The sequence below is a fragment of the Microbacterium sp. NPDC078814 genome (genome assembly GCF_040702645.1).
Lineage (GTDB): Bacteria > Actinomycetota > Actinomycetes > Actinomycetales > Microbacteriaceae > Microbacterium.
In genome coordinates, this window is sequence record NZ_JBFBLT010000010.1 from 69,198 (window position 1) to 81,418 (window position 12,221).

13 protein-coding genes are annotated in these 12,221 nt (G+C 67.5%); 11 read left to right on the forward strand and 2 right to left on the reverse strand.

The features are described from left to right. Positions 1-128: 128 nt before the first annotated feature. Positions 129-1,823, forward strand: a complete 1,695-nt coding sequence (gene istA / locus AB0300_RS16530; protein WP_366216489.1) for an IS21 family transposase — start codon at positions 129-131, stop codon at positions 1,821-1,823. Beyond that, entirely contained in the window at positions 1,820-2,620 is an 801-nt protein-coding gene (gene istB / locus AB0300_RS16535) for an IS21-like element helper ATPase IstB (protein ID WP_054682946.1), read from the forward strand. Before istA ends, istB begins: the two co-directional genes overlap by 4 nt. Positions 2,621-2,634: 14 nt before the next feature. Here the strand turns inward: istB and AB0300_RS16540 are convergent, their stop codons facing one another. After that, positions 2,635-3,024 (reverse strand): heavy metal-responsive transcriptional regulator, encoded by a 390-nt coding sequence (locus AB0300_RS16540; protein ID WP_366216479.1) that lies wholly within the window; start codon positions 3,022-3,024, stop codon positions 2,635-2,637. A gap of 99 nt (positions 3,025-3,123) precedes the next feature. Here AB0300_RS16540 and merA point away from each other — a divergent pair, with 99 nt between their 5' ends. Beyond that, positions 3,124-4,500 (forward strand): mercury(II) reductase, encoded by a 1,377-nt coding sequence (gene merA, locus AB0300_RS16545; RefSeq protein WP_071044826.1) that lies wholly within the window; start codon positions 3,124-3,126, stop codon positions 4,498-4,500. 777 nt (positions 4,501-5,277) lie between these two features. Here merA and AB0300_RS16550 read toward each other — a convergent pair. Beyond that, positions 5,278-6,372 carry a site-specific DNA-methyltransferase gene (locus AB0300_RS16550; protein WP_366216480.1) on the reverse strand — a complete coding sequence of 365 codons (1,095 nt, stop codon included), beginning with the start codon at positions 6,370-6,372 and terminating at the stop codon, positions 5,278-5,280. Positions 6,373-6,998: 626 nt separating this feature from the next. Here AB0300_RS16550 and AB0300_RS16555 point away from each other — a divergent pair. From AB0300_RS16555 to AB0300_RS16590, 8 genes are all read left to right on the forward strand, one after another. Next, positions 6,999-7,337 carry a hypothetical protein gene (locus AB0300_RS16555; protein WP_366216481.1) on the forward strand — a complete coding sequence of 113 codons (339 nt, stop codon included), beginning with the start codon at positions 6,999-7,001 and terminating at the stop codon, positions 7,335-7,337. A gap of 19 nt (positions 7,338-7,356) precedes the next feature. Further along, positions 7,357-7,515 (forward strand): hypothetical protein, encoded by a 159-nt coding sequence (locus AB0300_RS16560; protein ID WP_366216482.1) that lies wholly within the window; start codon positions 7,357-7,359, stop codon positions 7,513-7,515. Between the two features lie 65 nt (positions 7,516-7,580). Then, positions 7,581-7,775 carry a hypothetical protein gene (locus AB0300_RS16565; protein ID WP_366216483.1) on the forward strand — a complete coding sequence of 65 codons (195 nt, stop codon included), beginning with the start codon at positions 7,581-7,583 and terminating at the stop codon, positions 7,773-7,775. Between the two features lie 350 nt (positions 7,776-8,125). Beyond that, positions 8,126-8,584: a protein-tyrosine phosphatase family protein gene (locus tag AB0300_RS16570; protein WP_366216484.1), complete on the forward strand. Its 459-nt coding sequence runs from the start codon at positions 8,126-8,128 to the stop codon at positions 8,582-8,584. A gap of 324 nt (positions 8,585-8,908) precedes the next feature. Further along, complete coding sequence (locus AB0300_RS16575; RefSeq protein ID WP_366216485.1) at positions 8,909-9,244, forward strand: metalloregulator ArsR/SmtB family transcription factor; 336 nt, start codon at positions 8,909-8,911, stop codon at positions 9,242-9,244. Next, entirely contained in the window at positions 9,241-9,582 is a 342-nt protein-coding gene (locus tag AB0300_RS16580) for a hypothetical protein (protein WP_366216486.1), read from the forward strand. The genes AB0300_RS16575 and AB0300_RS16580 overlap by 4 nt, the downstream gene beginning before the upstream one ends. Positions 9,583-9,701: 119 nt before the next feature. Beyond that, a complete protein-coding gene (locus AB0300_RS16585; RefSeq protein WP_366216490.1) occupies positions 9,702-11,684 on the forward strand; it encodes a cation-translocating P-type ATPase in 1,983 nt (660 codons plus the stop codon). Between the two features lie 121 nt (positions 11,685-11,805). After that, a partial coding sequence (locus tag AB0300_RS16590) for a thioredoxin domain-containing protein (protein ID WP_366216487.1) occupies positions 11,806-12,221 on the forward strand: 416 nt, incomplete at its 3' end.

Below are 12,221 nucleotides of genomic sequence, written 5' to 3' on the forward strand. Positions count from 1 at the left end.
GCCCACTGGCAGGTGGCTCTGTCAGTCTGTTTTGGCCCCGGAGTGACGGCTAGGAGTGGCCCCACTTTCTGACTTGCCGGGGCGGTTCTGACGGTTTGATCTGGCCCCACCTGAGCGTGTGTTTCGTGTTGCTTCAGGATGAGCGGGCCCGGCAGGGGTCGAAAGTGGAATTGTTCGCGGATATCCGCCGTGCCTCGCGCGTCGACGGGCTATCGGTGCGCGCGTTGGCAGACAGGTTCGGGGTCCACCGTCGCACGGTGCGGCAGGCCTTGGCGTCGCCAATTCCGCCGCCGCGGAAGATACCGTCACGGATGTCTCCACGGCTGGGGCCGTACAAGGCGGTGATCGACGCGATGCTCACTCAGGATCTGGACGCGCCTCGTAAGCAGCGGCACACGGCGACAAGGGTTCTCGCGCGGCTGGTCGACGAGCACGAAGCGGCGGGACTGTCGTACTCGACGGTCCGCGACTACGTGCGCGTACGTCGTGCCCAGATCGATGCCGCAGCCGGGCGCCGCGTCGAGGTGTTCGTCCCACAGGAACACGCACCTGGTGAGGAAGCCGAAGTCGATTTCGGCGAGGTCTGGGTGATCCTTGGCGGGGTGAAAACGAAGTGCCACATGTTCACGTTCCGGCTCTCGCACTCGGGGAAGGCGGTGCACCGGGTGTACTCGACGCAATCGCAGGAAGCGTTCCTGGAAGGACATATCGACGCGTTCGACGAGATAGGTGGGATCCCGACCCGGCACATCCGGTACGACAATCTCACTGCCGCGGTACAGACGGTGCTGTATGGGAAGGGCCGTAGCCGAGTAGAGAACGACCGATGGGTACTGTTCCGCTCGCACTACGGGTTCGACTCGTTCTATTGCCAGCCCGGAATCGACGGCGCCCACGAGAAGGGTGGCGTCGAAGGCGAAGTTGGTCGGTTTCGCCGCACCTGGCTGTCGCCGATGCCGGTCATCGACTCGCTCGCCGAGTTGAACGAGCAGATCCGCCGGTGGGACGCCCGCGACAACGAGCGACGCATCAACACCCGGATCCGCACTGTCGGGCAAGACTTCATCGACGAACAAGCCCGCCTTACGCCATTGCCAGGCGAGCGGTTCGATCCTGGCCTGGTGCTCTACCCGCGGGTAGACCGCTCGAGCCTGATCACCGTGCGGATGGCGAGGTACTCCGTGCCCGCCCGTCTGATCGGGCGGAAGGTGCGGGTCTCGTTGCGGGCGTCTGAACTCGTGGTGTTCGACGGCCACGCCGAGGTCGCTCGGCACGAGCGGGTCGTGGCCCGCGGCGGGGAGTCGATCAACCTTGACCACTACCTCGAGGTCCTCAGGCGCAAGCCCGGCGCGTTGCCCGGGTCCACCGCGCTGGCCCGTGCACGCGAAGCCGGCGTGTTCACGACAGCGCATGACGCGTTCTGGCAGCAAGCGCGGAAGGTCGATGGCGACAGCGCCGGCACAAGGGCTCTGATCGATGTGCTCCTGCTCCACAGGACCATGCGAACCGTCGACGTGATCGCGGGGATCCGTGCCGCCCTCACGGTCGGGGCGGTGTCCGCCGACGTCGTCGCGGTCGAAGCCCGACTGCACGCCGCCGGGCCCGAGTCAGACCGTCATCGCGTTGAACAACCACGACGTGACGTGCAGCGAGTTGTCAGCCTGACCCAGCGTCGCCTCATGGATCCGGCCGCGGTGATCGCCGGACTCCCAGCCGACCGGCGGCCACTGCCATCCGTCGCGCACTACGACGATCTCCTTAACCGACGTTCCGAACCAGAACCGCCGGTCACCGATGAGAGAGAAGGAATCGCCGGATCATGAGCAACCCCACGAATGTCACCACGACCCTGCGTCGGCAGCGCGGGCTGACCGAAGAAGCCGCCGCGGCCGCAGTTGACCAAGCCTGCCGCAGGCTCCGTTTACCCACCATGCGGGCGGTGATGCACGAAGCGATCACGGCCGCGGAACGTGAGCAGCTGACCTACCAAGGGTTCCTTGCCGAGCTCCTCCTCGCCGAGTGCGACGACCGGGACCGCCGGTCCGTTGTCCGCCGCGTGTCGGCAGCCGGGTTCCCGAGGAACAAGTGGCTCGGGGACTTCGATTTCGACGCGAATCCGAACGTCAACCCTGCAACGATCCATACGCTCGCGAACGGGGACTGGATCCGCCGCGGCGATCCGCTGTGTCTGATCGGGGACTCCGGCACCGGGAAGTCGCATCTCCTCATCGGCCTCGGCACCGCCGCTGCAGAGAAGGGCTTCCGCGTCCGGTACACCCTGGCGACGAAGCTCGTGAACGAGCTCGTTGAAGCCGCCGACGAGAAACAACTCACCCGCACCATCAACCGGTACGGACGCGTTGACCTGCTCCTGATCGACGAGCTCGGCTACATGGAACTCGACCGACGCGGCGCCGAACTCCTGTTCCAGGTCCTCACAGAGCGGGAAGAGAAGAACTCCGTCGCGATCGCATCCAACGAGTCGTTCAGCGGGTGGACGAAGACCTTCACTGACCCGCGCCTGTGTGCGGCAATCGTCGACCGGCTCACGTTCAACGGCACCATCATCGAAACCGGCACCACCTCGTACCGCCTCAACCACACCCGTCAGCGGCAGTAGCGATCCGAAAGTCATCAGAGGTAGCGGCAGATGGACTCCGGCGTGCAGGCTTCGGACGCCGTTGCCGTCGCGTGCGCCCGAAGCTCGACGATGCTCCCTCGTAGGGCGCGCAGCTGCTCGAGCTGCTCATCAATCTCCACGAGCCGGCGGTCAAGGAGATCCAGCACGTGAGCGCACGGCGAACCACCCGTGTCGCGAACATCGAGGATCCCCGCGGTCTGCGCAAGGGTGAGCCCCGCCGCGCGAGCCCGATCGATGAACTCGAGCCGCTGCACCGTCTCGTCACCATAGCTGCGGTACCCGGCCGGGGTGCGCTCCGGCGGTTGCAGCAGCCCGCGCTCCTCGTAGTACCGCAGCGTCGACGGTCTCGTCCTCGCCTTCTCCGCGAGTTCTCCGATCCGCATCGTGACACCTCCACCGTCAGTTTGACCTTCAAGCATGCTTGAAGGTCCATTCTGTCGCATAGGGCCGCACGTGCGGCCCGGTCCACCCGAGGAGGCATCATGACTCAGCACAACGAGTTCGATCTTGCGGTGGTCGGGACGGGCGGCGCGGCGATGTCCGCGGCGATCCACGCCCGACTCGAGGGGGCGAGCGTGGTCGCCATCGAATCGGGCACGCTCGGTGGCACCTGCGTGAACGTGGGTTGCGTGCCCTCCAAGACACTCCTCGCGGCCGCGCACACCCGCCACGCCGCGCTCACGAACCCGTTCCCCGGCGCCGCCACCTCCGCTGGGGCCGTCGACCTCGGCGCGCTCGTGCAGCAGAAGGATGAGCTGGTCGGCATGCTCCGCCAGACCAAGTACGCCGACATCGCCGCCGCCTACGGGTTCGACATCCTCCCCGGCACCGCAACATTCACCGATCCCTCAACACTGCTCGTCGATGGACGACCGGTTCGCGCCAAGTCGTATCTCATCGCCACCGGCGCCGAACCGACCATCCCAACGATCCCCGGCCTCGAGCAGATCGATTACCTCACGTCGACCACGGCGATGGAACTCACCGAGCTGCCCGCTTCGCTCGTGGTGATCGGCGGCGGATTCGTCGGCCTCGAACAGGCCCAGCTGTTCGCCCGGCTCGGGGTCGAGGTCACCATCATCGGCCGGCTCGCCCCGCACGCCGAACCAGAACTCTCCTCCGAGCTCCGCAAAGCCTTCCTGACCGACGGAATCACCGTCATAGGCGACCGCGCCGCAACGATCACCCCACACGACGACCTGGTCCGAGTCCTCACCCGCACCGGGAAAGTAGCTACCGGTGAACGCGTCCTCGTCGCCACCGGCCGCACCCCCCGCACCGACGGGCTCGGCCTCGCCACTGCGGGCATCGCGACCGACACCCGCGGCTTCATCATTGTCGACGAACAACAGCGGACCACGAACCCGGCGGTGTTCGCCGCCGGCGACGTCACCGACGTGCCCCAGTACGTGTACGTCGCCGCGAGGACCGGGAAGATCGCCGCACACAACGCCCTCGGTCACTCTGAGCAGGTCGACTACACCGGGTTGCCCTCCGTCCTGTTCACCTCACCCCAACTCGCCTCGGCCGGGATCACCGAAGCCGAAGCCATCGCCGCCGGATACAGATGCGCCTGCCGATACCTGCGACTGGCCGACGTGCCCAGAGCCATCGCCAACCACAACACCCGCGGCGGCATCAAGATCGTCGCCGACGCCGACACCGGCAAAGTCCTCGGAGTCCACGCCCTCGCCGACACCGCCGGCGAGATGATGCTCGCCGCGACCTACGCCATCAAAGCCGGATTCACCGTCACCCAACTCGCCGACACCTGGGCCCCGTACCTCACCATGGCCGAAGGCATCCGCCTCACTGCGAACCTCTTCCGCAACGAACTCCCCACTTCCTGCTGCGCCTGACAACAGACAGCCACCCACATCGACCCGCCGCCACGACGGGGCCACTTCAAACCGTCACCCCGGGGCCAAATCAGGTTGACAAAGTCAGGCAGGGTTGCAGCTGTGCGCCCGAGCGGGCTCAGGCGGGACGGGCCCACGGCGAGTCGGACCGGCCGCCCGCTGAAGTCCGTGCCCTCGTACAACCCTTCGGGCAACTCGGGTGCCGCCTCGCTGGCGTGGCCGGCGAACAGCGGACCGGACTCGGGGTACTTCGGGTTCGGGATCTCCACGTACCGGTCCGCCGCCGCCAAAGTGATGCGCAGCTGCTGCAGCTCCGCGTCGGTCAGAACGCGCAGTGTGCCCGGCTCCTGCGGCTCGGTGTCCACGAGCGTGCGGAGCACCTCGATCGTTGTCAGGTCTGCGAGGAACGTCTGCTGCGTGGACGCCGACGTGTTGAGGCCCGGGTAGGAGTCCTCCTGATGCGACCAGCCGCGGATGCCTTCGCGTCCCTCGGGCGCGGAGAGGGCTCCGACAGACCGTGAGGTGAGCGCCTGATCGACGATCCCGCGAGCCTGCGCCCATGAGCGTGCGGCGATCTCGAACACGACCGGTACACGCACGTGCCACAGCTCGCCGTGGTCGCCGTCGTCGGGAAGCTCCGCCATGATGATCCCTCCTGCCTCTCGGGTGCGCACGCCTCGCGCACATCACAGAGGTAGGCGGCGCTCACGAGCGTTCGATGGTTGCTTCCTTCCGCGGTCTTCTCAACCCGCTCCGGGTGAACGCCCGGCCGGCGGGTCAGGGGTCGGCGTGCCGCATCGCGACGCGGTCGATGCGTGAGGCGATCAGCGGGACGAAGCTGGGGTCCTTCTCCATCGCGACCACCCGCATCCCTTCCTCCAGCGCCGCCTCCACCGTCGCACCCGAGCCGGCGAACGGCTCCAACACGAGCCCGCCCCGCGGGGTGAGCAGGCGCACCAGCCACCGCATCAACGACAGCGGCTTCACCGTCGAGTGCGAGACCCCGAACGCGCGCGGCCGCTCCGTTCCCGGGGCCTTGTGCTCGTACCGGAAGATCGGGAACCGGCTCGAGGCCGGAGTTCCTCGCCAAGAGCCGGTCAGCAGATCCAGAGTCTCGGCCTGCGCGCCATCCAACGCCACATTGGCCGGCCACCGGCCCTCACCGAACCGTGCCGCGTCGATGTGCAACGCCCCGGTGCCATGCGTCAGCACGCTATCGACCACCGTGCCCGGGACGGGCTTGCGGGCGATGATGATCGGTTCGAACGACGGCCGCATCCCGGTGCCCCACCCCGCCCACTGCTTCGCATCCTCGCTGACCGGTGCGCCCTGCTGCACGACACGACGTGTCGCCCCGAGCACTCCCTCCCGCTCCGACTCCTGCACCACCCGGTCGGGGCGCAGCACCCCGTTGCGCTTGTCCAGTGCATACGCGAGATCCATACTCTTAGGCATCCCCGAGGAGTACAGCCACGCAATCTGATCGCGCACCTCAAACCCCGCGTCTTCGATCCCGCGCACCATCCGGTGCCACGTGCGGGTGCCACCGAACGCCGCAAGATGCGCGCCAGGCTTCAACGCATGCAACGCCCCACGCGCCCACGCCGCGCACCACGCCTCGAACACCTCCGGCCCCGTCATGGTCGAGAGGTCGACGTGCGGCAGCGACTCCGCGAACCCCGCGGCGCCGTCCCACGCGTGACCGTTGAACTCCAGGCCATAGGGCGGATCGGTCACCAGCGCGTCCGCCACTCCGGCGGCCAGCCGGGGGAGGACGGCGACGGAGTCCCCGCCCAGGATGACCGCTCCGTCCCGGTCGATCTCGACAGGAAGATCGCCGGCCCCGTAGGCATGCGGAACCTCGTGCGGCATGGAGTACCTGCTCTCAGAGCATGTTCGCCGCCGTTGCCCGACGAAACCCGTGCCAGCCAGGTACGCCCACCCGGACGCCCGCCGAGCACCCATGCCGCCGCTTCCCGATCACCCCTTCGATCGTCGACCCAGCGGACGCCCGGGCCCCACTCCAAGTGCTCCACACGATCGGCAATCAACGACGGACGATGACGGATCGCATCTGATGCGATCTCGTCACCGGTGTTGGCCGCGCCACGGCGGGCCGTTTGGCCCTGGAACTTCAACGATCTGACGAGCTCGGATCGTTGCTCTCACGGCCGAGAGTCGAGCGCCACTTCAAGCCTTCTGCTCGTGACCGGGGCTTTCCTTTGTTTCTCGCACCCAATGCGAGAATCATCGCATCTGATGCGATCCATGCCAGAGGGGTGACATGGACGATGACGAGGGCGCTCTGGCGGGCTCTGCCCGGCTCGTTCTGCTGGGCGGGGTCGCGTTGCTGCGCGAGGACGAGCAGATCTTCGAGGCGATGCTAGAGGGCTGGCGCAACCAAGGTCTCGCCCGGAATCTCGCGCGCTTCACCGTGCAAGCACGGGAGCGGCAGGTGCGCCCGTTCCAGGCGCACGCAGCTACGTTTCCCGGGGGCGTTGCGCGCGGACGAGTGGTTCGCGGATATGCGCGCGGTGCACCATTGCACGCGCTCGACGGTGCGGGGCTCCCGGGTCGCGGTGCGCGGGTTCTGCTCGTTCGCACTCGATCCGGCGTATGGCTGGGCCGAGGACTGCATGCACCGGTTCGGCACTCACCCTGCGCAGATCATCACCTACCCAATCGCCGGATGGATCGGCGCCGCCAGCCTCGCCCTCGCCGCGCTCGTCCTCACCGTCATCGCGATGTTCGCAGGCGGCGCGGCCATCACCTTCGCTGCAGCCCGACGTCTCCGCACAAGCAGCGACGCTCCCGCGCCCGCTCTCATCCGCGAGTAGCGCCCCCAAGCTCCAGAGCATGCCGCGCGCGACCGCCGCGTCGGCGCTTCTCGCGACCGAGAACTCGTCACTCGAGTTCACGTCAGAGCGCCAGTTATCGAACAATTTCGATCTCGAGAGCTGCCTGGATGAGCGCACCCGGCACACGGTGGCGAAGCTGGACTTTTTCGGACGCTGACTGAACAGCACGAGTATCAATACGACCGCCGCATCGACTACATCCCCAAGACCGTGCAAGTCGCGATGAGTGACGCCGATCACTGGGAACACGTTCACACCCTCCTGCACGACGACAGCATCCGCCGTTACGTCCGTATTGCCGGCCTGTTGATGCTGCTGTTCGAGGACGAGATCGCTCATGGTCTCGGCGAGCCGACCGTTCGGTCAGACCGCCACCGGGATCAGCCGGATGCGCGCCAACCAGATAGACGTCATTGACGCCCGCGTCTTCGTCACCTTCAAGGGTGCCGCCGGTCGAGATACCCGAACCCCTCGGCCAGCTTTTGCGCGAGCGAGTCGCCGATCGCGGCCAATCCTCCTACGCCGCCCGCGATAATCAGTGACTGGTTCCCGGCGGCATCCCGGCCGACACCTCGTCACCGAGAACATCTGCTGCCAGCTCGTCGACCTTGGTATCCGACGCCACACCGCCCGGCACGCCGCGATATCCGCCCTCGCCGCGCAAGTCCCGCACATGAACTTCGCCGAACCTTCGGGACCTCATTCACTGCGGCCACCACCTGCGCCACCCTCGCCGCCCGAGACTGGTCCAGCTACAACGCGAGGCGATGAGACCGGCGAACTACCGTAGACCCGTGGACAGTTGGGGCTCAGACGCAGGGGCGGTCCGGATCCCGGACGGCCGTCTCGTCCGCGGCGCCGGAAACCGGCGACACCGCGGTCAAGTCCCGGCGCCCGAGTTCACCGTCTACGTGCTCGTTCGTGACCCGCATCTTACCGGCTGGCCCAACCGGTGGGTCCGATGGCCGGACTCCGGCCTACCCGACTCCGCCGAAGACACCCTCGATGCGCTACGAGAAGCACGCACCCGAGCTGCGTCCGAACGAGTTGAGATCGCCTGCGGCGGCGGTATAGGCAGAATCGGTACCGCGATCGCCGTCCTCGCCGTCATGAGCAGAACCCCCGCCGACGCCCGCCGTCGACTGGGTCCGCGCGAACCACCATCCACGCGCCGTCGAGGCCCCGACGCCAACGAGCATAGATCACCGTGGTCGCGTCCTCGCTGACCCGACAGCTCCGTGTGCTGGTCACGTCCACGCCGGGAAAACAGTACCCGTCCTCAATAGCTCACGTCCGCCGACCGCGAGCTTGGCATCAGCCCCACGACAACTACAAGACCGGGCTGTTCCAGATCGCAGCGACGATCCCCGCGCCCGCGCTCGTCGGCATCGCCCCGAACACGCAGCGCGCTAGGCCGCACAGACTTCACGCCGCTGGTCCGCATACATCGCCCCGTGCTGACCAGCGTCGGTCCATCCCGGCGCCCATAGGCGATAAGGGTTCTACAGCTGGCACTATCTATGCGTCAGTAATCGCTGTATAGTCATTGCATGCTGACTATTGCGTCCCGTGTTGATGTCATGAACCGGCTCGGCCGGGCGATGGCGGACCCGACCCGCTCCCGGATCCTGCTGACTCTGCTCGACGGGCCCGGCTATCCGGCCGAGCTGGCTCGGGGTCTTGACTTGACGCGCACGAACGTCTCCAATCACCTCACATGTCTGCGCGGTTGCGGGCTGATTGTCGCGACGCCGGAGGGGCGTCGCACTCGGTACGAGATCGCCGACCCGCACCTGACGCAGGGCCTCCAGCAGCTGCTCGAGGCGGTCGTCGCAGTCGATGAGGGCGCGCCGTGCATGGACGAGACATGCGAGTGCTGCGCATGAGCATCACCGACCGTGCCCTGCTGCCGGTGGCCCGCACTCTGACGCCAGGCACGGGTGCCCAGCAGTTGGCCGCGTGGCGTGAGTTCAATGACGACTATCTCCTAGACGTCGACCGCCGCCCTGGTGAGATGACCAATCACCACGCCCGAGTCGAAGACGCTTTTGCATGGTTGACGGAGCTGGTGCGCACCGAGCAGTCCTGCTGCGCGTTCGTGGCCTGGTCGATCGACACGACCCACGCGGACCTTCGCCTGACTGTCGTCGGCTCCGACGATGCCCTGGATGTGCTGTCATTCCTCGAGCACACGCCCACCACTGCGCGGGAGGAGGCACGGTGAGCGAAGAGTGCTGCGGCCCCGATGAGCCCCGCAAGACATCGACCGTCCGACGCATCGAGCTGGCCCGACCATTGGCGGGCGGAGACGCCTGCTGCGCCGCCGAGCCCACCTCCGCCGCGATGAAACAAGACGGGATCCGTGACGAGGGCGACGCCTGCTGCGGCCCTAACCCAGCCGTGACCGGCGCCGAGGCGGAAGAGGAAGCGGAGGTCCGTCCGCCCTGGTGGCGTGACCTGGCACTGCTCCCGTCGGCATTGTCCGGGGTGTTCCTGCTGGTCGGCTACGTGTTCGAATGGTCAGGCCTGCACATTCCCGCGCTGGTGCTGCAGTGGGTGGCGCTGCTCGCCGGCGCCTACACGTTCGTCCCCGGTGCGATCCGCCGCCTGATCCGCGGCCGGCTCGGCGTGGGGCTGCTGATGACGATCGCCGCGATCGGCGCGGTCCTGCTCGGCCATGTCGGTGAGGCGGCGACGTTGGCGTTCCTGTTCTCCCTCGCCGAAGCGCTTGAGGATCGAGCGATGGACCGCGCGAAGGAGGGCCTGCGTGCCCTGCTGTCCCTAATCCCCGACACCGTCCGCATCTCCCGCCTCGCCGGCGACGTTACGATCCCCGCGGCGGACGTGCGGGAGCTGGACATCCTCGTCATCGGCGCCGGAGACCGCATCGCCACGGATGGGGTGGTCGTCGAGGGGCGATCCAGCCTGGACACGTCGGCGATCACCGGTGAGTCGATCCCGGTCGAGGTCGTCCCCGGCGACTCGGTCGCTGCCGGTTCGGTGAACGGGCCGGCGACGTTGCGGATCGAGGCGACCGCGGATGGTCGCGATAACTCCCTCACCCAGATCGTCGCTCTGGTGGAGCAGGCTCACGCTCGCAAGGGCGACCGGGCACGCCTCGCCGACCGGATCGCCCGTCCCCTCGTCCCCGCTGTGCTCATCGCTGCCGCCCTTGTCGCCCTGTTCGGGCTGCTGGTCGGTGACCCGTGGACGTGGGTCGAACGCGCCCTCGTCGTACTGGTCGCGGCATCCCCGTGTGCGCTGGCGATCGCCGTGCCGGTGACGGTGATCAGCGCGATCGGTGCGGCGTCGAAGTTCGGCGTGGTCATCAAGTCGGGTGAAGCGTTCGAGCAGCTCGGCACGATCCGCGCGGTCGCGCTCGACAAGACCGGCACCCTCACCCGCAACGAACCCACCGTCGTCGACGTCCAGCCCGCACCCGGCATCACCCGCGACGACCTGCTCACCTGGGCCGCCGCAGTGGAGGCCTCCAGCACCCACCCCCTCGCCGCGGCGATCACCGCGGCTGCACCTGATACGAGCACGGCACTCGACGTTGTCGAGGAGGCCGGCCACGGCATCACCGGGACGGTCGACGGTCGGGCGATCCGGGTCGGTAACGTCCGCTGGCTCGATGCCGCCGGCCAGCAGGCGAAGGCGGAGTCGATGGCCGCGCAGGGCATGACCGTGGTCGTGGTCGAGGTGGATGGGCAGATGGCCGGGCTGATCGGGGTGCGGGACGAACTGCGCCCGGAGTCGGCCGAGACGGTCCGGATGCTGCAGGCGCAGGGCATCGAGACGATCATGCTCACGGGAGACAACGCCCGCACCGCCCACGCGATCGCAGACCAGGCCGGCATCGCCGATGTCCGTGCAGAGCAGCTCCCCGCCGACAAGGCTGCCGCCATCGAAGCGCTCGTCACGCAGCGGCCGACCGCTATGGTGGGCGACGGTATCAACGACGCCCCCGCACTGGCGACGGCGACGGTCGGGATTGCGATGGGTGTGAAAGGATCCGCGGCGGCGATCGAGTCTGCCGACGTCGCCTTCACCGGCCAGGACCTGCGCCTCATCCCCGGGGCCCTCGCCCACGCCCGTCGTGGCCGGCGCATCATGACCGCGAACATCGGTCTGGCGTTGGCGATCATCGTGGTACTGTTCCCGCTTGCCCTGTTCGGCGTGCTCGGTCTTGCCGGCGTGGTGCTGGTGCACGAGATCGCCGAGGTCGTCGTTATCCTCAACGGCGTCCGCGCGGCCCGACGACCGGGCGCGCTCCGACAGCTCGCTGCCGCGCCGGTTCGGGAGGCTGAGCCTGCTCACGCCTGACCGCCCCCACTTCCGGCGACGATTCATCGCCCGATCTGGAGCCAGCCTTGGTGAAGACCCCCGTCAAAGTTGCCTTCGTCTCCGGCGCCGTCGTCGTCATCGTCATCGATATCGCGGCCCCATGGTCGTCATGGTGAGTCGGGCCGCCGCGCCGGACCCGTCCGATGCCGATGGTGCTGTATCGGGAACTCGCGCGAGCCCCCGCGCCCTCAATGACGCGGTGCCGGACGCGCCGATCCTGGTGGAGTGTCTGAATTTCGACTGCGAGGTCTGCGGAGCGTTCTATACGGTCATCGAGCAGTTCCGCGCCGACTATGCCGGAGAGATCAACTACGTCGTCCGCTCCTTTCTGCTGCCGGGCCACTTTAACTCGATGAACGCGGCTCTCGCATTCAAAGCCGCCGCCCAGAGGGGCGAGTTCGAGGAGATGTATCACCGACTGCCTGGAGTCCCGCGGGGTGGTGGTCTTTCGGGCCCGCGGCGTCGTGACCGCGACGGGGTGAGCCATCGTGCGATGGTCAGTGAGAACGACCAAGA